This is a genomic window from Streptomyces fulvorobeus (assembly GCF_013167895.1).
GTDB lineage: Bacteria > Actinomycetota > Actinomycetes > Streptomycetales > Streptomycetaceae > Streptomyces > Streptomyces fulvorobeus.
The window spans coordinates 5,482,950-5,504,148 of the sequence record NZ_BLWC01000001.1; the positions used below are offsets into that span (position 1 = coordinate 5,482,950).

At 71.8% G+C, this 21,199-nt stretch carries 15 protein-coding genes and 3 pseudogenes; 12 read left to right on the forward strand and 6 right to left on the reverse strand.

Annotation, left to right across the window (positions count from 1 at the left end; all coding sequences use genetic code 11):
• Positions 1 to 6: 6 nt before the first annotated feature.
• Positions 7 to 1,032 carry an MBL fold metallo-hydrolase gene (locus Sfulv_RS24655; RefSeq protein WP_173316692.1) on the forward strand — a complete coding sequence of 342 codons (1,026 nt, stop codon included), beginning with the start codon at positions 7 to 9 and terminating at the stop codon, positions 1,030 to 1,032.
• Here Sfulv_RS24655 and Sfulv_RS24660 read toward each other — a convergent pair.
• Both Sfulv_RS24660 and Sfulv_RS24665 read right to left on the reverse strand, forming a co-directional pair.
• On the reverse strand, positions 1,026 to 1,670 hold the full coding sequence (locus Sfulv_RS24660) for a DedA family protein (protein WP_371874729.1): 645 nt from the start codon (positions 1,668 to 1,670) through the stop codon (positions 1,026 to 1,028). The two genes, Sfulv_RS24655 and Sfulv_RS24660, sit on opposite strands and share 7 nt — an antisense overlap.
• Entirely contained in the window at positions 1,667 to 2,443 is a 777-nt protein-coding gene (locus tag Sfulv_RS24665) for an MBL fold metallo-hydrolase (protein ID WP_173316694.1), read from the reverse strand. Before Sfulv_RS24665 ends, Sfulv_RS24660 begins: the two co-directional genes overlap by 4 nt.
• A gap of 197 nt (positions 2,444 to 2,640) precedes the next feature.
• Here Sfulv_RS24665 and Sfulv_RS24670 point away from each other — a divergent pair.
• Both Sfulv_RS24670 and Sfulv_RS24675 read left to right on the forward strand, forming a co-directional pair.
• A pseudogene (locus Sfulv_RS24670) lies at positions 2,641 to 4,733 on the forward strand (phage holin family protein).
• Positions 4,734 to 4,874: 141 nt separating this feature from the next.
• Positions 4,875 to 5,180 (forward strand): 4a-hydroxytetrahydrobiopterin dehydratase, encoded by a 306-nt coding sequence (locus Sfulv_RS24675; RefSeq protein ID WP_173316695.1) that lies wholly within the window; start codon positions 4,875 to 4,877, stop codon positions 5,178 to 5,180.
• A gap of 37 nt (positions 5,181 to 5,217) precedes the next feature.
• Here the strand turns inward: Sfulv_RS24675 and Sfulv_RS24680 are convergent, their stop codons facing one another.
• Entirely contained in the window at positions 5,218 to 6,180 is a 963-nt protein-coding gene (locus Sfulv_RS24680) for a LysR family transcriptional regulator (RefSeq protein WP_173316696.1), read from the reverse strand.
• Between the two features lie 92 nt (positions 6,181 to 6,272).
• Between Sfulv_RS24680 and Sfulv_RS24685 the strand changes: the two genes are divergently transcribed.
• Positions 6,273 to 7,013 carry a class I SAM-dependent methyltransferase gene (locus Sfulv_RS24685; protein ID WP_173316697.1) on the forward strand — a complete coding sequence of 247 codons (741 nt, stop codon included), beginning with the start codon at positions 6,273 to 6,275 and terminating at the stop codon, positions 7,011 to 7,013.
• 192 nt (positions 7,014 to 7,205) lie between these two features.
• Entirely contained in the window at positions 7,206 to 8,138 is a 933-nt protein-coding gene (locus tag Sfulv_RS24690) for a class I SAM-dependent methyltransferase (RefSeq protein WP_173316698.1), read from the forward strand.
• Between the two features lie 95 nt (positions 8,139 to 8,233).
• Here the strand turns inward: Sfulv_RS24690 and Sfulv_RS24695 are convergent, their stop codons facing one another.
• The 3 genes and pseudogenes from Sfulv_RS24695 to fdhD form a co-directional block, all read right to left on the reverse strand.
• A complete protein-coding gene (locus Sfulv_RS24695; protein ID WP_173316699.1) occupies positions 8,234 to 9,070 on the reverse strand; it encodes an aldo/keto reductase in 837 nt (278 codons plus the stop codon).
• 81 nt (positions 9,071 to 9,151) lie between these two features.
• Positions 9,152 to 10,950, reverse strand: a pseudogene (locus tag Sfulv_RS24700) (AMP-dependent synthetase/ligase).
• Between the two features lie 380 nt (positions 10,951 to 11,330).
• Positions 11,331 to 12,179 carry a formate dehydrogenase accessory sulfurtransferase FdhD gene (fdhD, locus tag Sfulv_RS24705; RefSeq protein ID WP_173316700.1) on the reverse strand — a complete coding sequence of 283 codons (849 nt, stop codon included), beginning with the start codon at positions 12,177 to 12,179 and terminating at the stop codon, positions 11,331 to 11,333.
• A gap of 338 nt (positions 12,180 to 12,517) precedes the next feature.
• Here fdhD and Sfulv_RS24710 point away from each other — a divergent pair, with 338 nt between their 5' ends.
• The 7 genes and pseudogenes from Sfulv_RS24710 to Sfulv_RS24740 all read left to right on the forward strand — a co-directional run bounded on the left by Sfulv_RS24710 (position 12,518) and on the right by Sfulv_RS24740 (position 21,127).
• Positions 12,518 to 13,468, forward strand: a complete 951-nt coding sequence (locus Sfulv_RS24710) for a beta-ketoacyl-ACP synthase III (RefSeq protein WP_173316701.1) — start codon at positions 12,518 to 12,520, stop codon at positions 13,466 to 13,468.
• A gap of 340 nt (positions 13,469 to 13,808) precedes the next feature.
• Positions 13,809 to 14,990: an ROK family transcriptional regulator gene (locus Sfulv_RS24715; protein WP_173316702.1), complete on the forward strand. Its 1,182-nt coding sequence runs from the start codon at positions 13,809 to 13,811 to the stop codon at positions 14,988 to 14,990.
• A 112-nt stretch (positions 14,991 to 15,102) separates the two neighbouring features.
• Positions 15,103 to 16,647, forward strand: coding sequence for a sugar ABC transporter ATP-binding protein (locus Sfulv_RS24720; RefSeq protein WP_246353226.1), 1,545 nt, complete (start codon positions 15,103 to 15,105; stop codon positions 16,645 to 16,647).
• Entirely contained in the window at positions 16,644 to 17,696 is a 1,053-nt protein-coding gene (locus tag Sfulv_RS24725; protein ID WP_173316703.1) for an ABC transporter permease, read from the forward strand. The genes Sfulv_RS24720 and Sfulv_RS24725 overlap by 4 nt, the downstream gene beginning before the upstream one ends.
• A gap of 68 nt (positions 17,697 to 17,764) precedes the next feature.
• Positions 17,765 to 18,808 (forward strand): substrate-binding domain-containing protein, encoded by a 1,044-nt coding sequence (locus Sfulv_RS24730; protein WP_173316704.1) that lies wholly within the window; start codon positions 17,765 to 17,767, stop codon positions 18,806 to 18,808.
• Between the two features lie 71 nt (positions 18,809 to 18,879).
• Positions 18,880 to 20,110, forward strand: a pseudogene (locus Sfulv_RS24735) (Gfo/Idh/MocA family protein).
• Between the two features lie 12 nt (positions 20,111 to 20,122).
• Positions 20,123 to 21,127 carry a sugar phosphate isomerase/epimerase family protein gene (locus Sfulv_RS24740; RefSeq protein ID WP_173316705.1) on the forward strand — a complete coding sequence of 335 codons (1,005 nt, stop codon included), beginning with the start codon at positions 20,123 to 20,125 and terminating at the stop codon, positions 21,125 to 21,127.
• The last annotated feature ends 72 nt before the right edge of the window (positions 21,128 to 21,199 follow it).

Genomic DNA, 21,199 nt, shown 5'->3' on the forward strand with positions numbered 1-21,199 from the left:
CGCGCGATGACGGAACAGACGCAGCGACCCACGGGCAGGGCCCGGACCACCGCGCCGGCCGGCGCGGCCGCGCTGCGCCCGCTGGGCGAGGTCCGTGTCTGGCCCCGTACCTTCGCCGACCGCCTCACCACGCCCCTGCCCGGCATCGCGGGCATGACGCGGCTGGCCCGGGAACGTGCCATGCGGCCCAGCGCCGAAGGGCTGCGGGGAGTCCACCGGCTGCCGTTCGCCCCCGCTCCGCTGCCCGTGGCGGACAGCGGTACGAGCGCGGTGACCTGGGCCGGGCACGCCAGCTGGATCGTGCGCGTCGGAGGGCTCACGGTCCTCACCGACCCGGTGTGGTCCCGCCGCCTGCTCGGGACCCCGGCGAGGATCACCCCCGTAGGGGTCCGCTGGGAGGATCTTCCGCCCGTGGACGCGGTCGTCATCAGCCACAACCACTACGACCACCTCGACGCCCCCACCCTGCGCAGGCTGCCCCGGCAGACCCCGCTGTTCGTACCCGCGGGTCTCGGCCGCTGGTGCAGGCGCCGCCGCTTCACGTGCGTCACCGAGCTGGACTGGTGGGAGTCGGCGGAGCTGGCCGGGGTCCGGTTCGACTTCGTGCCCTCGCACCACTGGTCCAGGCGGACCCTCACGGACACCTGCCGGACCCTCTGGGGCGGCTGGGTGCTCGGGGACCGGCGCACGGGGCAGCGGATCTACTTCGCGGGGGACACCGGCTACGGGCACTGGTTCAAGGAGATCGGCCGCCGCTACCCGGGCCTGGATCTGGCCATGCTGCCGATCGGGGCGTACGAACCGCGCTGGTGGCTCCGCGACGTGCACACCGACCCGGAGGACGCCGTGCGCGCGTACGAGGACCTCGGGGCCGCGGCGATGGCGCCGATGCACTGGGCGACGTTCCTGCTCTCGGCCGAACCGGTCCTCGAACCGCTCCGCCGGCTCCGCACCGAGTGGCAGCGGGCCGGGCACCCGCGGGACCGGCTCTGGGACGTGCCGATCGGTGGCTCGCGGGTGGTCGCTCACTGACCCGCGGCGTCGCCGGTCCCACGCCCGAACCACGTCCGCACCCTCCGCCACGCCGCGGGTGCCGCACTGATCAGGAGGGTCAGGACCACCGCGGCGACCACGCCCTGCCACGGCTCGGGGAAGAGGGACCCGCCCACGATCCCGATCAGCTGGTACGTCGCCGCCCAGGCCAGACACGCCGGGACGTCCCCGCGGGCGAACGTGCGCAGCGGCATCCGGCCGAGCAGACACGCCAGCATCACGGGAATCCGGCCCGCCGGGACCAGCCGGGAGAGCACCAGTAGCGTCCCGCCGTGTTCGTCCAGCTTCTCCTGCGCCTGGGCCAGCCGTTCCGGAGCCGCCCTGTCGGTGAGGGCCCGCAGCCACTTCGAGCCGTTCCTGGAGCGCACCCCGCGCTGCCCCAGCCAGTAGAGGCAGATGTCGCCGAGGAAGGCGGCGGCCGACGCGATCCCGAAGACCACGAGCAGCGCGAACGGGGACGCCTGGTGGAACGCCACCACCGCCGCCGTACTCACCAGCGCCCCCGTCGGCACCACCGGTACCAGGGAGCCCAGTGCCACCAGAAGAAACAGCGACGGATAGCCGACGACATGCTGCGCCGACTCGTCCGGCAGCTGCCGCACCACCTCGGCGATCACCACGCGGTCTCCGGCCGCACACACTCACCGTGCTCCAGCCGGTGCACCGCCACCCCGGGGGCGAGCCGCGCGGCCTGCCGCACGAACTCCTCGCCCGGCGCGTGGAACTCGTGCGGCCGGACGCCGTCCATTCCGATCGGCCAGTACGTGCCGTAGTGGACCGGGACGGCCGAGCGCGGCCCGAGCCGGGTCAGCGCCTCGGCGGCGCGGGCCGCGTCCAGGTGGTTGTGCCCCAGCCCGGGGCCCCAGCCGCCGACCGGCAGCAGCGCCACGTCGACCGGGCCGACCACCTCGGCCATGCCGTCGAAGAGGCCGGTGTCCCCGGCGAAGTACGTACGCGCCTCGCCCTCGACCACGTACCCGAGCGCCGGCGAGCGGTGCGGGCCGACGGGCAGCCGGCGCCCGTCGTGCCGGGCGGGCACCGCCCGCACCCGCAGGCGGCCCGCCTTCACCTCGTCCCCCGCGTCGACCTCGGTGATGTGCAGACCCCGCGTCCTGCGCAGCGTCCGCAGCCCCGGCACGGCACGGACCGCCCCGGTGGGCACGAGCAGCCGGCTGCCCGGGGCCAGCCGCGCCAGCGACGGAAGGTGCAGGTGGTCGGAGTGCAGATGCGAGACGAGCACCAGCTCGGCGGAGGCCGCCTCGGGCGGGGGCACCGCACCGCGGCGGCGGCGCAGATGCGCGAAGCGCCGTGCGAAGAGGGGATCGGTCAGCACCCGCACCCCCGAGTCCTCGATCGTGCACGTGGCATGACCCCACCAAGTGATCTCCACCGGTACGCCTCCCCTCCTCGCTCGTATCCCTTGAGCCTAGGGGGTGGCCGGGCACGCGACGGCTCGGGCCGCCCGTCCCGGGGCCCGCCGGGCCCGCTGTGAAAAGCTGGTCGCGGGCCCCGTGACGACACGCCGGGCCCTGACCTGAGGTGGACGGCGTGAGAGACGCGCGATGGCGTACGACGGGCAGAGCCCTGATGCGGGTGCTGGCCGTCTGGGCGGTGTCCAGCCTGACGATGCTCGCGCTCGCCGGCCTCCTGCCGGAGTTCCAGCTGCAGGCTGACATCGGCGACAGCGTCACCAAGACGGCGTTCACCGCCGCCTGGGGCGCGGGAGCGTTCGGTCTGCTCTCCGCGCTGGTCTGGCCCGTGCTCGTACGCGCGCTCCTCGTCGTGCCGGCACTGGTCCTCGGCGCCCTGGTCTTCTTCCTCAACGGTTCGCTCCTGCTGATCGCGCTGCGCCTCATCCCGGACGGGCGCGGCGCCGCCGACCCGGAGACGGCGGTCGTCGTCGCCGCGGTGATGTCGGCCGTGGCCTCCGCGACCTCCACCGCACTCGCCGTCCGCGACGACGACGCCTACCGGCGCCGGTTCTCCCGGCTCGCCGACCGGCGCAGGCGCCGCCGGGGCACGCAGGGCACCGCGGACGGCGGCCGGGGCGGCCCGCCGGGCACGGTCTTCATCCAGCTCGACGGGGTCGGCCACGACGTGCTGAGGAACGCGGCGGCCGACGGGCTGATGCCGACCGTCGGCCGCTGGCTGGCCGGTGAGACGGGCCACCGGCTGATGCCGTGGCACACGGACTGGTCGAGCCAGACGGGCGCCAGCCAGCTGGCCATCCTGCACGGCAGCAACCACGACGTACCCGCGTTCAGGTGGTACGAGAAGGAGACCGGCACCGTCATGGTCTCCAGCAGGCCGGCGAGCGCGCTCGAACTCCAGCGCCGCGCCATCGCCCGTACCCGCGACGGGGGTCTGCTCACCGTCGACGGAGCGAGCCGCGGCAACCTCTTCGGCGGCGGAGCCGACCAGCTCGCCCTCGTGCTGTCGATGGCTGCCAGGCGCGGTAAGGGGAGGCGCTCGCGCGCCGGGTACTTCGCGTACTTCTCCGACCCCGCCAACGCCGTGCGGACCGCGCTCTCCTTCGTCGCCGAGGTCGGCCGCGAGATCGGCCAGTCGACCCGCGCACGGCTGCGGAAGGAGACGCCCCGGATCAAGCGCGGCGGTCTCTACCCCTTCATCAGGGCCTTCGCCACCGTCGTCGAACGTGACGTGGTGGTCGCCGCGGTGATCGGCGACATGTTCGCCGGACGCACCGCCGTCTACGCCGACCTCGTCGCCTACGACGAGGTCGCACACCACTCGGGTCCGCACAGCCGCGACGCGCGGAAGGTGCTCGAACGGCTCGACCGCTCCCTCGCCCTCATCGCGAAGGTCGCCGAACAGGCCCCGCGCACCTACCGGATCGTGCTGCTCTCCGACCACGGCCAGAGCCCCGGCGAGACGTTCGCCGGAAAGTACGGGCTGACCCTGAAGGACCTGGTGCGGGCGGGGTGCGGACTGCCGGTGCCGCGCCGGGCGCAGCGCTCGAGGAGCGGCTCGGAGGCCCGTGACGCGGTCAGGACGGCCCTGCACAGGCCGGTCGCCGGGGAGGCCGAGCACCCCGCGAAGCCGTCCGACCCGGTCGTGCTCGCTTCGGGCAACCTCGGGCTGCTGTCCTTCCCGGACATCGAGGGACGCGCCTCGCGCGAACAGATCGACCTCCGCCACCCCGCGCTGTTGGGGACGCTCGCCGGCCATCCGGGGTCGGCTTCCTGCTCGTACGGAGTGAGGAACACGGGTCCGTGGTGCTGGGGGGCGGTCACGAGATCCCGGTGTCGGAGCTGGTGGACGGGGAAGGGCCGCTCGCGGTGTTCGGTACCGGTGCGGCGGACGCGGTGCGGCGTACCGACACCTTCCCGCACGTCGCCGACGTCATGATCAACTCGATGTACGAGCCCTGCACGGGGAACGTGCACGCCTTCGAGGAGCAGATCGGCTCGCACGGAGGGCTGGGCGGGGAGCAGTCGCGGCCGTTCCTGCTCTGGCCCGCCGGGCTGACCGATCCGCTCGAAGCCGCGGGGACCAGGGGAGTGCTGAGGGGCGCCGAGGCCGTGCACCGGGTCCTGGCGTGCTGGCTGCGCGAGGCGTCGGGACCCCAGGTACCGCTGTCCCCGGACGCCGTGTCCGCCCCGTCCTCCCAGGTGTCCCGGCCGTCCGCCGACGAAGCGGTGCCCGGCGCCCTCGGCTGACAGCTCAGCGGATGCGCCGCGGCCCGCTCGGTGACGGAGCCGGGGCCGGGCCCGTCGCCGCGTTGCGCGCGGCAGCTGTCGCGCGCGGACCGTAACGTCACGGGCACTGTTGATCCGCCCGTCACCGTAGGGAGCCGTGTCATGGCCGATGAGCCGCTGTCGCAGGAGGAGATCGAGACCCGGCTGGGTGATCTGCCCGGCTGGACGTTCGAAGGGGGCAGGATCGTCCGCGGCTACCGCCTTCCCTCGCACTTCGCCGCCGCTGCCCTGACCCTGCACGTCGCGCAGATCCAGGAGGAGCTCGACCATCACTCGGACCTCACGCTCGGTTACGACACCGTGGGGCTGTCCGTGCACACCCACTCCGCGGGCGGCGCCGTCACGGAGAAGGACCTGGCCCTGGCGGCACGGGTGGAGGCCGTCGCTCCCTCGCACGGCGCCCGGTGAAGGCGTTGCCGCGCCCTGTGCCCCCGGAGGGCGCGGATCAGGACGCGGCACCGAACCGGGGATGTCCGGCGAGCCACCCCGGGTAGCTGTCGCTGCGTGCCACCGCCTGCGCGTACGCCGCCCCGGCGTGCCCGCTCACCCCACCGGCCGCGCGATCGGCGTCCGGTGAACGCGGATGCCAGCCGAGCAGATGACGCCAGCTCAGGGGTGAACCGGTGATCGGCCGGGTCACCAGGCCCGGTGTCGGCGGGAACGTCGCCCGGCACAGTCCGACCGCCCGTCCCACCTGCACGAGATGGACGACGGAGGCGGTTTCCGTCTCGTACACGGACGCCGGGGTGAAACCGGCCCGTGCGCACGCGGTGGCGAAGCAGTCCGCGAAACAGCCGTCGCCGGGGACGTCCGCCCAGCACTCCCCGGCCAGCGCGGACAGCTCCAGCTCCGGCCGGCCCGCGAGGGGGTGACTCTCCGGGAGCATCACGAACACCGGGTCGACGCCCACCACCCGCCAGCTGAGCCGGTCGGGCTCGGGCGGCGGGCTCTCGCCGCACGTGCCGATCAGCGCGAAGTCCAGCCGCCCCCCGATCAGCAGCGAGGCGAGCTCCGCCACCGACCAGCTGGTGTACGTGGACACCGGCGCCGTGGGATGGGCGGCGGCCAGCCGGTCGACGAGCCCGCCGAGCAGCGGACCGTGCGTCCCGCCGAGCCGGAAGCGCTCGATCGTCCCCCGGGCGTGGGCGAACCGCACGGCCTCCTCCTGGAGTTCGCTCACGGCCGGCAGCACCACCCTGGCCCGTTCGAGCACCAGTTCACCGAGCGGGGTGGGCCGTGCGCCTGTGTGGTCCCGGTCGAACAGGGGACCACCGAGCGCCTTCTCGATCCGCCGCAGCTGGGCGCTGAGCGCGGGCTGCGCCAGTCCGAGGGAGGCGGCGGCCTTGGTGAGACTTCCGGTGTCGGCGATGGCACGTACGGTCCGCAGATGGCGTAACTCCAGCTCCATAAACGCACGTTATGGGCCCCGGCGACGCGGCGGCAATACGCGCGCCTCTTTCCTGCCGGGCGATGTCAGTCCGGTGTCCTAGAGTCGTTCATGTGCTGGACTACAACATCGAGGCAGCGGTCTACGACACCACGCGCGGCGGAGTGCCCCGCGCCGAGGCCGCGGCCAGTGCCGTCCTCGGCCTGATCCCGCCCACCACCCGCACCCTGCTGGACATCGGCTGCGGTACGGGTCTCGTGAGCGAGCGCATAGCGCTGGGCCGCCCCGGGCTCCGGGTGATCGGCGCCGACGACTCGCCGGGAATGGCGCGGATGGCGCACCAGCGGATCGACACGGTGACCCTCGCCGACGCCCGGCGGCTGCCGCTGGCCGACGCGTCGGTCGACGCGATCACCGCGATCTGGCTGCTGCACCTGCTGAGCTCCGCCGACGCCGTACGGGACGTGGTGGCGGAAGCCGCGCGGGTCCTGAGACCCGGCGGGGTCCTCGTCACCACCGTGGACAAGGACGCGGGCCACGACGTGGGGAGCGACATCGACGAGCTCTTCGCCCCGTACCGCACCTCGCACCCGACCGACGCCGCGGAGACCGTCGCGGGCCACGGTGAGCGGTGCGGGCTGGAACGGGTGGGGGAGGCCCGCTTCACCGGCCACGGGCAGGGCCGGTCCCCGCTCACCACCGCCAGGGCCGTACGCCAGGGAAAGTTCGCCTCACGGCTCGCCCTGCCGGGGAACGCGGCGGAACGGCTCGCGATGCGGCTCACCGGCCTTCCGGAACCGGACCGGCCCCGACCCGACCCGGCGTACCGGCTGCTGGCCTTCCGCCGCGCCTGACCGGCGGGCCGGGCGGCTGTCACACCCGCCGGGCGCCGTCCCCGGCCGCCTCCCGTCCGTACGCGCCGAAATCCCTCGGCTCCCGGCCCGGGGCGCGCCTCACGCCGTCGCGCGGGGCGCGGCAGGGGAACATGGTTTGCGGAACCACCAAGAAATCTCGCCGCGGGCCCGGTTCCCATGCAGGCTGGCGCCATGACCAGACACACCGAGCACGGACACCACAGCAGCCAGGGACATTCCCAGGGGCACGGCCACGCCGCTCATGGCCACGGCGGCGACGCGGGCGAGTTCGACTGGGACGTGATGGGGCCCATGCTGGAGAGGAACGGCGAGCTCGGCCTCGGCCAGTACGGCGAAGCGGCCCGCTGGGTCGCCGGTCTGCCCACCGCTCCGCGGGTCCGCAGGGTCCTGGACATCGGCAGCGGCCCCGGCGTCATCACCTGCCTGCTCGCCGAGGTGTTCCCCGAAGCCGAGGTCGTCGCCGTGGACGGCACCCCGGCCCTCCTGGAACGCGCCCGGGCCCGCGCGGAGCGGCACGGCCTGGGCGACCGGGTCCGAACCCTGCACGCCGAACTCCCGGACGGCCTGAGTCGGCTGGGCGAGGCCGACCTGATCTGGGCGGGCAACTCCCTGCACCACCTGGGCGACCAGCGTGCTGTCCTCGCGGGCTTCGCGGGACTGCTGCGCCCCGGCGGCGCCGTCGCCCTCGTGGAGGGCGGGCTTCCCCCGCGCCAGCTGCCGCGTGACATCGGCATCGGCAGGGCCGGGCTCGAAGCCCGTATCGACGCGGCCTCGGCCGACTGGTTCGCGGAGATGCGGGCGGCCCTGCCGGACGCCAAGCGGGAGACCGAGGACTGGAGCGCCCTGTTCGGCGCGGCCGGACTGGAACCGCGGGGCACCCGCAGCTTCCTGCTGGACCTCCCGGCCCCGCTCCCCGCGCCCGCGCGGGAGCACGTCGTGGAGACCTTCGCACGCCAGCGCGAGGTGCTCGCCGATCGGCTGGCGGCCGAGGACGTCGCCGTACTGGACCGGTTGCTCGACCCGGCGGACCCGGCCGGTCTGTACCGGCGCGACGACGTGTTCGTGCTCTCGGCCAGGACGGTTCACGTGGCGGGGCGGCAGTAGGCCCCGACGCCGGGCTCAGTGTCCGCACCGGCGCACGACGCCGCCACCGGCCCGTGCGGGCAGGTGGCGGCGTCGGATCAGCTTCTACGGGCGGATCAGGCGCCGTAGTGGAACTCCGCCGGGTCCGCGCCCAGGCGCTTGCCCTCGTCCAGGACGCCGAGTGCCGCCAGGTCGTCGGGGTCCAGCTCAAATCCGAACACGTCCAGGTTCTCCACGATCCGCGACGGCGTCACGGACTTGGGGATCGCCACGTTGCCCGTCTGGATGTGCCAGCGCAGCACCACCTGCGCGGGCGTCCGGTCGTGCTTCCGGGCGATCGCGACGACGGTCGGGATCTCCAGGAGGCCCTTGCCCTGGCCCAGCGGCGACCATGCCTCGGTGACGATGCCGTGCTGGGCGTGCAGGGCCCGCAGCTCGGCCTGCTGGAGCTGCGGGTGCAGTTCGATCTGGTTGACCGCGGGCACCACGGAGGTCTCGGCGATCAGGCGTTCCAGGTGCGCGGGCAGGAAGTTCGACACGCCGATGGCCCTGGCGCGGCCGTCCGCGTAGATCTTCTCCAGGGCCTTGTACGTGTCCACGTAGGTGTCCTTGGCCGGCAGCGGCCAGTGGATCAGGTACAGGTCGACGTGGTCGAGGCCCAGCTTGTCGAGCGACTCGTCGAACGCGCGCAGCGTCTTGTCGTAGCCCTGCTCGCTGTTCCACAGCTTGGTGGTGATGAACAGCTCGTCACGGGGGACACCGGAGGCGGCGACGGCCTTGCCGGTGCCGGCCTCGTTGCCGTAGATCGCGGCGGTGTCGATGCTCCGGTACCCGGACTCGATGGCCGTGGCCACCGCTTTCTCCGCATCGCTGTCCGGCACCTGCCAGACACCGAAACCGAGCTGCGGCATGTCGACGCCGTTGTTGAGGGTGAGGGAGGGAACCTGGCTCACGAGCGATCGATCCTTACGTCGTCGGTTGGGTCTTCAAGGGATAATGGTCAGGGAAGCTTACATATTCCCGAAGCGCACCCTCTAGTGGTAGAGCGCGTCGACCTCGGCCGCGTACGCCTTCTCGATCGCCTTGCGCTTCAGCTTCAGCGACGGGGTGAGCAGCCCCCGCTCCTCGCTGAACGGGTGCGCCAGGATACGGAACGTACGGATCGACTCGGACTGCGACACCGCCGTGTTGGCGGCCACGACCGCCCGGCGCACCTCCATCTCCAGATCGGGGTCGCGCACCAGTTCGCTCGGGCTCAGCGGCGACCGGCCCTGCGCGGTGAGCCAGTGGTCCACGGACTCCCGGTCCACGGTGACCAGCGCCGCGATGTACGGACGGTCGTTGCCGACGACGATGCACTGCGCCACCAGCGGATGGGCCCGCACCCGCTCCTCCAGGGGATGGGCGAGACGCTCTTGCCGCCCGAGGTCACCAGGATCTCCTTCTTCCGCCCGGTGATCGTCAGATAGCCGTCCTTGTCGAGCGCGCCGAGGTCCCCGGTGGCCAGCCAGCCGTCCCGTAGTGCCGCCTCGGTGGCCGCCGGGTCGCCCAGGTAGCCCGAGAAGATGTTCGCGCCGTGCAGCCACACCTCGCCGTCATCGGCGACGTGCACGGTCGTGCCGGGGATCGGCTGCCCGACCGTGCCGTACCGGATGCGCTCCGGGGGGTTCGCGGTCGCCGCCGCTGTGGACTCGGTGAGGCCGTAGCCCTCGTAGACGAGGACGCCGGCCCCGGCGAAGAACAGGCCGAGCCTGCGGTCCATCCCCGAACCGCCCGACATCGCGTGCCGTACCCGGCCGCCCATCGCGTCGCGGACCTTCTTGTAGACGATCTTCTCGAAGAACTGGTGCTGCATCCGCAGCCCCGCCGAGGGGCCGGGTCCGGTGCCGAAGGCCCGGTCCTCCATGGCCTCCGCGTACTTCACCGCGATCTCGACGGCCTTGTCGAACGCTGCGAGCCGCCCCTCCGCCTCGGCCTTGCGCCGGGCGCCGCTGAAGACCTTCTCGAAGATGTAGGGGACCGCCAGGATGAACGTCGGCCGGAACGAGACCAGGTCCGGCATCAGGGCGCGCGCCGAGAGCTCCGGCTGATGGCCGAACTTCACGCGGCCCCGGATCGCGGCGATCTCCACCATCCTGCCGAAGACGTGGGCCAGCGGCAGGAAGAGCAGGGTCGCCGCCTCGTCGCCCGGCTTGGAGTGGAACACCGGCTCCCACCGGCCGACCATGGTGTCGGACTCGAACATGAAGTTGGCGTGCGTGATCACGCAGCCCTTGGGGCGGCCCGTGGTGCCCGAGGTGTAGAGGACCGTCGCCACCGACCCGGGGGTCACCGCACGGCGGTGCCGGTGCACCACGTCGTCGTCGATCTGCGTGCCCGCGGCGACCAGCTCGCCCACCGCGTCGGCGTCCAGCTGCCACAGCCGCTTCAGCAGGGGCAGTCGGTCGACGACCGAGCCGATGGTCATCGCGTGGTCCTCGTGCTCGACCATGACGGCGGTGACCTCGGCGTCGTGGAGCATCCAGAGGACCTGCTCGGCGGAGGAGGTGGGATAGACGGGCACCGACTGGGCCCCTACGGCCCACACCGCGAAGTCGAAGAGCGTCCACTCGTAGCGCGTACGGGACATCAGGGCGATGCGGTCGCCGAAGCGGACGCCGTGCGCGATCAGCCCCTTGGCCAGGGCCAGCACCTCGTCGCGGAAGTGCGCGGCGGTGATATCACGCCAGTGACCGTCCGCCCCCTTGCGCCCCAGCGCGACCCGATGCGGGTCATCCTCGGCGTTGTCGAACACGGCATCGGCGAGTCCGCCTACGTGGGGGGCGGCCGCCATGGGTGGGACAGTGAATTCGCGCAATGAACCGCTCCTCGTGGCCTCCGCACAGCGCCGCGACGCTACCCCACCGGGCGCCGTCGCGGGAGACGGTCAAGCCTCCTCAAAACGTGGCAAGCGCACAGGTCAAGCGTAGAAATCCGGCCAGATGGGCAAGGTGCGGGCAGAGTTCCGGTCACGGCGTACGGGGCCTGCGTCGGAACCTCCACCGAATCCGTACACCGCGATCACTCCTGTTCTGCGCGCATATAAAGCTACGGGGCTCCACGCGCCGTATCACCCCGTATCACCCCGGTGGGCGGGCGGGTTTGCCGCTGCACGGATGCGGTTCGAAGGCGCTGAGGGTGCGCAGGGAGGCCCTGGCGCCGGGCGGGGACGCCTCAGCCCTCGCCGGCCGGCGCCTTGAGGGCGATGCGGTGCTCACCCGCGTACACGTTCATGGACGGACCCCGCAGGAAACCGACCAGGGTCAGCCCGGTCTCCACGGCCAGGTCCACGGCGAGCGACGACGGTGCCGAGACGGCGGCGAGCATCGGGATGCCGGCCATCACCGCCTTCTGCGCGAGCTCGAAGGACGCCCGCCCCGAGACCAGCAGGATCGCCCGTGACAGGGGCAGCCGGTCGTCGGTGAGGGCCCGGCCGACGAGCTTGTCGACCGCGTTGTGCCGGCCGACGTCCTCCCGGATGTCGAGCAGCTCGCCCGCCTCCGAGAACAGCGCCGCCGCGTGCAGCCCTCCGGTCCGGTCGAACACCCGCTGCGCCTCGCGCAACCGGTCGGGGAGGCCGGAGAGCAGCCCGGGTGTCACCCGGACCGGGGGAGTGTCGGCGACGGGATGACGGGTCGTGGTGCGGACGGCGTCCAGGCTCGCCTTGCCGCACAGGCCGCACGACGACGTGGTGTAGACGTTGCGTTCGAGCGTGATGTCGGGGACCACGACGCCCGGCGCGAGCTTCACGTCGACCACGTTGTACGTGTTGACTCCGCCGGCGGTGGCCCCGGCGCAGTACACGATCGACTGCACCTCGGAGCCCTCACCGAGCACGCCCTCGCTCACCAGGAAGCCGGCCGCCAGCGCGAAGTCGTCGCCGGGGGTGCGCATCGTGATGGCGAGCGGCCTGCCGTTCAGCCGGATCTCCAGGGGCTCCTCGGCGACCAGGGTGTCCGGGCGGGTGGTGACCGCTCCGTCCCGGATGCGGAGGGTGCGGCGGCGCTCGGTAACCCGTCCCATGGCGGCAGAACCCGATTCTGTACGTGTCGGTGGCCGAAGCGGCCCTTGACGCCGAGGTCGCCGGGGGCACCGGGTCGTCGTACGGCGAAGTGACCTCGACGATCCCATTGTCCTGCGCCCCTGCGCCGCCGGTTCGCCGACGGCGGCGAGCAGCACGACGGGTCGCCGACACCATATTGTCTACAATGGGCCTCAAAGGGGTCAGAGCTGTTGCCGGAGCTGTTGTCAAGGCTCCAACCCCGGGCCCGGAATCCTGTGGGGTTACGTGCCCTCATACCGGGCAGTAGCGACCAAGACTGGATGGTTCCTGCTATACGTAAAACGAGGGGAACCCGTACATGACCGGCTCACGTGTCGTGGCGCTCGGCCACTACCAGCCCGCCAAGGTGCTGACCAATGACGATCTGGCCGCCATGGTCGACACCAGTGACGAGTGGATCACCAGCCGGGTCGGCATCAAGACCCGGCACGTAGGGGGTCCCGACGAGCCGGTGGACGAGATGGCCGCACACGCGGGAGCCAAGGCACTGGCCGCGGCGGGCCTCCAGCCCTCCGACATCGACATGGTCCTCGTGGCCACCTCCACGGCCATCGACCGCTCGCCGAGCATGTCCGCCCGGGTCGCGGCGCGACTGGGCATGGGCTCACCCGCGGTGATGGACATCAACGTGGTCTGCTCCGGCTTCACGCACGCGCTGGCGACGGCGGACCACGCGATCAGGGCCGAGGCGGCGACGCGGGTCCTCGTCATCGGCGCGGACAAGATGGCCGACATCGCCGACTGGACCGACCGCACCACCTGTGTCCTGCTCGGTGACGGCGCGGGCGCGGCGGTCGTCGTCGCGGACCCCGGTACCGACGAGCGGCCGGGAATCGGCCCCGTGCTCTGGGGTTCGGTGCCCGAGATGGGCAACGCCGTACGCATCGAGGGCACGCCCCCGCGCTTCGCGCAGGAAGGGCAGTCCGTCTACCGCTGGGCCACCACGCAGCTCCCGCCGATCGCCCGCAAGGTGTGCGAGAAGGCGGGAATCGCACCGGAGGAGCTCGCCGCGGTGGTCCTGCACCAGGCCAATCTGCGGATCATCGAACCGGTCGCGAAGAAGATCGGCGCCGTCAACGCGATCATCGCCCGGGATGTCGTGGATTCGGGCAACACCTCCGCCGCCTCCATCCCCATGGCGCTGTCCAAGCTGGTGGAGCGCGGGGAGATCGAGAGCGGCGCCCCGGTGCTGCTCTTCGGCTTCGGCGGCAATCTCTCGTACGCCGGCCAAGTGATCCGCTGCCCCTGACCCGCCCACCGCCGTAGGCGGTCTGTGGGCGCGTCGAGGCGCACGAAGAACTGTGCGCCAGGGTGAGCGGACCGTGGCCGACGACGAGGTGGCAGGCCGGGTCGGCGGCGACCGTGCGCGGGAAGAGGCATAGAAGAGACGCGTCAAGACCGATGGGGCACCGGGATCAACGGTGCCCCATCGGCGTGTCCGTACGACTTCAACCCTTCTTTGTCCTGCGTGTGGAGAAAGTTGGAGCTGATTCCTGCGCAACTTCTTCCCACTCCGGGAAAGCGCTGCTACGTTCCCCTCCAAAGCCCGACGGACTGTCCGATGTGGCGGGGAGGGACGTGTGAGACGTATGACGGCTCGGCCCGCGAACGCGCATCAGGCGCGGCTGCTACGGCTGTTGCGCGACGGCGGTCCCAACTCCCGCGCCCAGCTCGGGGACGAGGTCGACCTCTCGCGCTCCAAGCTCGCCGTCGAGGTGGACCGGCTGCTGGAGACCGGCCTCGTCGTGGCGGACGGACTCGCCGCCTCGCGCGGCGGGCGGCGCTCCCACAACATCCGGCTCGCCCCGGCACTGCGCTTCCTCGGCGTCGACATCGGCGCCACCTCCATCGACGTGGCCGTCACCAACGCCGAGCTGGAGGTCCTCGGGCACCTCAACCACCCCATGGACGTACGCGAGGGCCCGGTCGCCGTCTTCGAGCAGGTGCTGACGATGGCGGCCAAGCTCCGGGCCTCCGGGCTCGCCGAGGGCTTCGACGGCGCGGGCATCGGCGTACCGGGGCCCGTCCGCTTCCCCGAGGGCATCCCGGTCGCGCCGCCCATCATGCCTGGCTGGGACGGGTTCCCGGTCCGCGAGGCGCTCAGCCAGGAGCTGGGCTGCCCCGTCATGGTCGACAACGACGTGAACCTCATGGCGATGGGGGAACAGCACGCGGGCGTCGCGCGCTCCGTGGGCGACTTCCTCTGCGTCAAGATCGGCACCGGTATCGGCTGCGGCATCGTCGTCGGCGGCGAGGTCTACCGCGGTACGACGGGCAGCGCGGGGGACATCGGCCACATCCAGGTGGAACCGGACGGCCGGGCCTGCGCCTGCGGCAACCGGGGGTGCCTGGAGGCCCACTTCAGCGGTGCGGCGCTCGCCCGCGACGCGGAGGACGCCGCGCGCTCCGGGCAGTCGGCGGAGCTCGCGGCCCGGCTGGAGGCGGCCGGGAAGCTCAACGCCGTCGACGTCGCCGCAGCCGCGGCGGCCGGTGACGCCGCCGCCCTCGACCTGATCCGCGAGGGCGGAAACAGGGTCGGCCAGGTCATCGCCGGACTCGTCAGCTTCTTCAACCCGGGCCTTGTGGTGATCGGCGGCGGTGTCACCGGCCTCGGGCACAACCTCCTCGCCAGTGTCCGCACCCAGGTCTACCGGCAGTCCCTGCCGCTGGCCACCGGCAACCTCCCCATCGTCCTGGGGGAGCTGGGACCGGCTGCCGGAGTGATCGGCGCCGCCCGGCTCATCAGCGACCACCTCTTCTCGCCGGCCTGATCCTCGGCCGGTCGGCACGACAGCACCTCCGCACGAGAACACGTCACGCACGTCCCGTACCCCGCGTACTTCGCCCTGCCCGCTCACCGGTCCCGCACCGAGGGGATTTGTCATGGCACCACCACCGGCAACAGCGCCGGAAGGCCCCCTGCTCACCATGTCCGGCATCACCAAGTCCTTCCCCGGGGTGCGCGCCCTGGACGGCGTGGACCTGGAAGTGCTGGCCGGCGAAGTCCACTGCCTCCTCGGGCAGAACGGCGCCGGAAAGTCCACCCTCATCAAGGTGCTGGCCGGGGCCCACCAGCCCGACGGCGGTGAGATCACCTGGCGCGGCGCACCCGTCGCCCTCAAGTCGCCCATCGCCGCGATGAGCCTCGGGATCGCCACCATCTACCAGGAACTCGACCTGGTCGAGGGCCTGTCGGTCGCCGAGAACGTCTTCCTCGGCCACGAACCGACCACCGCGGGTTTCGTCGTCCGCACCCGCCAGGCCCGTACGGCTGCCGGCGAACTCCTCAAGCGGCTCGGCCACCCGGAGATCGACCCCGCCCGCCTGGTCGGTGACCTCTCCGCCGCCCAGCAGCAGATCGTCTCCATGGCACGGGCGCTCTCCCACGACGTACAGCTCATCGTGATGGACGAACCCTCGGCCGCCCTGGACCCGGACGAGGTCGACAACCTCTTCCGCACCGTCGACGGGCTCACCGCCGAAGGCGTCGCCGTCGTCTACATCTCCCACCGGCTGGAGGAGATCCGCCGGATCGGTGACCGGGTGACCGTCCTCAAGGACGGCAGGGCCGTCGCCGTGGGACTTCCCGCCAAGACCACCCCCACGCGCGACGTCGTCGCCTTGATGACCGGCCGCAACGTCGAGTACGTGTTCCCCCCGCGGACCGCGGCCCCGGCCGCCCGCGCCACGGCGCAGCCCGTGCTCACCGTCGAAGGGCTCTCCCGCAAGGGCGAGTTCGAACCGATCGACCTCGAACTCCGGCCCGGCGAGATCGTCGGTCTCGCCGGACTGGTGGGCTCAGGGCGCTCCGAGATCCTGGAGACGGTCTTCGGCGCGCGCAAGCCCACCACGGGCCGCGTCACCGTCGACGGAAAGCCGCTGCGCCCCGGCAGCGTCCGGGCCGCCGTCACCGCCGGCATCGGGCTGGCACCCGAGGAACGCAAGGCGCAGGCGCTCCTGCTGACCGAATCGGTCACCCGCAACGTCTCCGTCTCCTCCCTCTCCCGGTTCGCCCGGGCCGGCTGGCTCGACCGGGGCGCCGAACGGACCGCCGCCAGGGCCGCCACCCGGGAGCTCTCGCTGCGGCCCGACAACCCGGACGCGGCCGTCCGCACCCTTTCCGGCGGCAACCAGCAGAAAGCGGTCCTGGCCCGCTGGCTGCTGCGCGGCTGCCGGGTCCTGCTCCTGGACGAACCCACCCGCGGCGTCGACGTCGGCGCCCGCGCCGAGCTGTACGCCGTGATCCGCCGGCTGGCCGACGACGGCCTCGCCGTACTGCTCGTCTCCAGCGAGGTACCCGAAGTGCTGGGCCTCGCCGACCGGGTGCTGGTGCTCCGCGAAGGGCGCGTCGTGCACGCGGCCGACGCCCAGGAGCTCGACGAGCACCGCGTACTCGATCTCGTGATGGAAGGGAGCCCCGCGACATGACGCAGCCCGTCTCGTCGGCGCAGCACAACGGGCCGGACAAGGGGGTCCTGACCGGCCCGGCCACCGCCCCGCCCTCGAAGAAGCAGGGAGGTCCGCGCGCGTTCGGTCTGCGCGCCGACGTCCGCAACCTGTCACTGCTCGGCGTACTCGCCGTACTGATCGCCGTCGGTGGTATCACCGAGCCGGAAGCCTTCCTGGACACCGGGAACCTCCAGCTGATCCTGACGCAGGCGTCCGTCATCGGAGTCGTCACCGTCGGCATGACCTTCGTCATCACCAGCGGCGGCATCGATCTGTCGGTCGGCGCGATGGTGGCGCTCGCCTCCGTCTGGGCGACGACACTGGCCACCCAGGAGTACGGCTTCGCGGGCGTCCTCTTCACCGCCGTGGTCGTCGGCCTCGCGGCAGGACTGGTCAACGGGCTCCTCATCGCGTACGGCGGGATGGTCCCGTTCATCGCGACACTGGCCATGCTGGCGTCGGCCCGCGGTCTGGCCCTCCAGATCACCGACGGCAAGACCCAGATCGTCACCGTGCAGTCCGTCCTCGACCTCGGCCTGCCCGACTCCTACATCCTGGGGATTCCGCCGCTGGTCCTGGTCTTCGCCGCGGTCACCGTCGTCGGCTGGCTGATCCTGAACCGGACGACCTTCGGACGGCGTACGGTCGCGGTCGGCGGGAACGCGGAAGCGGCCCGGCTGGCCGGCATCGACGTCCGCCGCCAGCGGCTCTACCTCTACCTGCTCTCCGGACTCTGCTGCGGCATCGCCGCCTTCATGCTGATCATCCTGTCCGGATCGGGCCAGAACACCAACGGCAACCTCTACGAGCTCGACGCCATCGCGGCGGCCATCATCGGCGGCACCCTCCTGAGCGGCGGGCGCGGCACGATCGTCGGCTCCGTGCTCGGCGTCCTCGTCTTCACCACGATCACCAACATCTTCGCGCTCAACAATTTGCAGAGCGATGTCCAGCAGATCGCCAAGGGCGCGATCATCGTCGCCGCCGTCCTGGTCCAGCGCCGCACGCTGCGCAACGGAGAGACCTGATCCAGCGGTCCTCCCCACCACCACCCGCTGTTCCGCACGCACCGCACCGGATGAAGGGTTTGACAGCCATGCCAGAAACAAGCCGCAGAGGACTGCTCTTCGGCACCGCAGCCGTCTCCGCGGGCGCCTTCCTCACCGCCTGCACCAGCAACGAGCCCAAGTCCACCGGCGACTCGGCCGCCCCGAACGCCCAGCCCGCCGCCGACGACAAGCCGGGCAAGCCCGTCACCATCGGCTTCGCGGGCCCCCAGGCCGACCACGGCTGGCTCAACGCGATCAACGTCAACGCCAAGTCCCGGGCGGAGAAGTACTCCGAGGTCACCTTGGAGATCACCGAGGGGTCCAACGACACGGCCGTCCAGATCGGCCAGGTCAAGACCCTCATCAACAAGAAGGTCGACATCCTCGTCATCCTTCCCGCGGACGGCAAGGCACTCACCCAGGTGGGCCTCGAAGCGATGCGGGCGGGCATCCCCGTCATCAACCTCGACCGTGTCTTCGCCTCACCGCAGGCGTACCGCTGCTGGGTCGGCGGGGACAACTACGGCATGGGACTGAACGCCGGCCACTACATCGGCGAACAGCTCAAGGGGAAGTCGGACGCCAAGGTCGTCGAACTGGCCGGCATCGACAGCCTGGAGCTCACCAAGCAGCGCAGCCAGGGCTTCGCCGACGCCCTGAAGAACTACTCCAACATCAAGCTGGTGGCCCGTCAGGCGGCCGACTTCACCGTCGAGTCGGGTCAGGCGAAGATGGCGCAGCTCCTCCAGGCGCAGAAGAAGATCGACGCCCTGTGGAACCACGACGACGACCAGGGCGTCGGCGCGCTGCGCGCCATCCAGCAGGCGGGCCGCGACGAGTTCGTCATGGTCGGCGGGGCCGGGGCCAAGTCGGCGATGGACGCCATCAAGGCCGACAACAGCGTGCTCAAGGCCACCGTCCTGTATCCGCCCACCATGGCCGCGTCCGCCATCGACCTGGCGCGCGCCCTGGGGCAGAGCAAGGGCGTCGGGGGCCTCTCCGAGATGGAGATCCCGACCTCGATCACGCTCTACTCGGCCGTGGTCACCAAGGAGAACATCGACCAGTACCTGCCGACGGGCTTCAGCTGATCCGGCCGTAGGAGGGAGCTGACCGCCCCTCCTGCCGTGCCCACCGAACGACCGACGAGGAGGAAGCCCGGATGTCCCTTAGGGAAGAGACGGAGCAGGAGGCCGCGGCGCCGCCGAGACAGGCGCCGGACACGGCGACGCTCGGAGTCGGCATGGTCGGATACGCGTTCATGGGGGCCGCCCACTCACAGGGGTGGCGCACCGCGGGACACGTCTTCGACCTGCCGATGCGGCCCGCTCTCGCCGCGATCTGCGGCCGTGACCGGGCCGCGGTCGACGCGGCCGCGGCCCGGCACGGCTGGGCGGCGGCCGAGACCGACTGGCGTGCCCTGATCGCCCGGGACGACGTGCAGCTCGTGGACATCTGCACTCCGGGCGACAGCCACGCGGAGATCGCCATCGCCGCCCTGGAGGCGGGCAAGCACGTGATGTGCGAGAAGCCGCTCGCCAACACGGTCGCCGAGGCGGAGGCCATGGTGGCGGCGGCGGAACGGGCCGCCGCACGAGGGCAGGTGGCGATCGTGGGCTTCAACTACCGCAAGGTGCCCGCGATCACCTACGCCCGCACACTGATCGCCGAGGGCCGGCTCGGCGCCCTGCGGCACGTCAGGGCCGCCTACCTCCAGGACTGGCTCGTCGACCCCGAGTCGCCCCTGACCTGGCGGCTCAAACGCGAGCAGGCCGGGTCGGGCGCCCTGGGGACCTGGGGCCCACATCGTGGACCTCGCCCAGTACCTGACGGGGGAACCGCTGGTCGGGGTGTCGGCGGTCAGTGAGACGTTCGTACGGAGCCGGCCCGTCCTGTCCGGGCCCGGGGGCGGGCTCTCGGGGGCCGGGGACAGTACGGCACGCGGGGCGGTCACCGTGGACGACGCGGCACTGTTCACCGGCCGGCTCGCCTCCGGCGCGCTGGCCTCCTTCGAGGCGACCCGGATGGCGGCGGGCCGCAAGAACTCGCTGCGCCTGGAGATCAACGGGGAGCTCGGTTCGCTCGCCTTCGATCTGGAGCGGCTGAACGAACTCTCCTTCCACGACCACACCGAACCCGCGGTCAGCGCGGGATTCCGGCGCATCCTCGTCACCGAGCCCGAGCACCCCTATCTGGAGGCGTGGTGGCCGCCTGGCCACGGCCTGGGCTACGAGCACACCTTCGTCCACCAGGCGGCGGACGTCGTGCGCACGATCGCCTCGGGGTCGGCGCCCATGCCGTCCTTCGCCGACGGGCTCCAGGTACAGCGGGTGCTCGCCGCCGTCGAGGAGAGCGCAGAGAAGAACTCCGTCTACACCCCGGTCCCGTACTAGGAGGTCCCGCGCATGCCCCGTCCCTTCACGCTCTTCACCGGCCAGTGGGCCGACCTGCCGCTGGAGGAGGTCTGCCGGCACGCCAGGGACTTCGGTTACGACGGTCTCGAACTGGCCTGCTGGGGCGACCACTTCGAGGTCGACAAGGCGCTCGCCGATCCCGGCTACCTGGACGGGCGGCACCGGCTGCTCGAAAAGTACGGGCTCACCTGTTACGCGATCTCCAACCACCTGGTCGGGCAGGCCGTCTGCGACAACCCGATCGACGAGCGCCACCAGGCGATCCTGCCCGCCAGGATCTGGGGTGACGGCGAGCCCGAGGGTGTGCGGCGCCGGGCCGCCGAGGAGATGAAGGACACCGCGCGCGCGGCAGCGGCCTTCGGGGTGCGGACCGTCATCGGCTTCACCGGGTCGTCCATCTGGCACCTGGTCGCGATGTTCCCGCCGGTACCGCCGCACATGATCGAGCGCGGCTACCAGGACTTCGCGGAGCGCTGGAACCCGATCCTCGACGTCTTCGACGCGGAGGGGGTGCGCTTCGCCCACGAGGTGCATCCCAGTGAGATCGCGTACGACTACTGGACAACGCAACGCGCACTGGAGGCGGTTGACCACCGGCCGGCCTTCGGGCTGAACTTCGACCCGAGCCACTTCGTGTGGCAGGACCTCGATCCGGTCGGTTTCCTGTACGACTTCCGGGACCGGATCTACCACGTGGACTGCAAGGAGGCGCGCAAGCGCCTCGACGGGCGCAACGGCAGGCTCGGCTCCCACCTGCCGTGGGGCGATCCCCGGCGCGGCTGGGACTTCGTCTCGGCGGGCCACGGTGACGTGCCGTGGGAGGACGTGTTCCGGATGCTGCGGTCCATCGGGTACGAGGGGCCGATCTCCGTCGAGTGGGAGGACGCGGGGATGGACCGGCTGACGGGCGCACCGGAAGCGCTGACCTCACTGAAGCGGTTCGATTTCGATCCGCCGGCCTCCTCGTTCGACGCGGCGTTCGGCAGCGCGGACTGAACGGACCGGGGGCGGGTCCGACCGAGGCGAATCCGCTTTGTCCTGACGCGGGAAAAAGTTCGATCCACTTGC

Excerpts from the sequence above, each read along its gene's own strand:
- Sfulv_RS24655 (WP_173316692.1), top strand. The coding sequence starts at position 7 with ATGACGGAACAGACGCAGCGACCCACGGGCAGGGCCCGGACCACCGCG.
- Sfulv_RS24675 (WP_173316695.1), top strand. The coding sequence starts at position 4,875 with ATGGCCGATGAGCCGCTGTCGCAGGAGGAGATCGAGACCCGGCTGGGT.
- Sfulv_RS24680 (WP_173316696.1), bottom strand. The coding sequence starts at position 6,180 with ATGGAGCTGGAGTTACGCCATCTGCGGACCGTACGTGCCATCGCCGAC.
- Sfulv_RS24690 (WP_173316698.1), top strand. The coding sequence starts at position 7,206 with ATGACCAGACACACCGAGCACGGACACCACAGCAGCCAGGGACATTCC.
- fdhD (WP_173316700.1), bottom strand. The coding sequence starts at position 12,179 with ATGGGACGGGTTACCGAGCGCCGCCGCACCCTCCGCATCCGGGACGGA.
- Sfulv_RS24710 (WP_173316701.1), top strand. The coding sequence starts at position 12,518 with ATGACCGGCTCACGTGTCGTGGCGCTCGGCCACTACCAGCCCGCCAAG.
- Sfulv_RS24715 (WP_173316702.1), top strand. The coding sequence starts at position 13,809 with ATGACGGCTCGGCCCGCGAACGCGCATCAGGCGCGGCTGCTACGGCTG.
- Sfulv_RS24720 (WP_246353226.1), top strand. The coding sequence starts at position 15,103 with ATGGCACCACCACCGGCAACAGCGCCGGAAGGCCCCCTGCTCACCATG.
- Sfulv_RS24725 (WP_173316703.1), top strand. The coding sequence starts at position 16,644 with ATGACGCAGCCCGTCTCGTCGGCGCAGCACAACGGGCCGGACAAGGGG.
- Sfulv_RS24730 (WP_173316704.1), top strand. The coding sequence starts at position 17,765 with ATGCCAGAAACAAGCCGCAGAGGACTGCTCTTCGGCACCGCAGCCGTC.
- Sfulv_RS24740 (WP_173316705.1), top strand. The coding sequence starts at position 20,123 with ATGCCCCGTCCCTTCACGCTCTTCACCGGCCAGTGGGCCGACCTGCCG.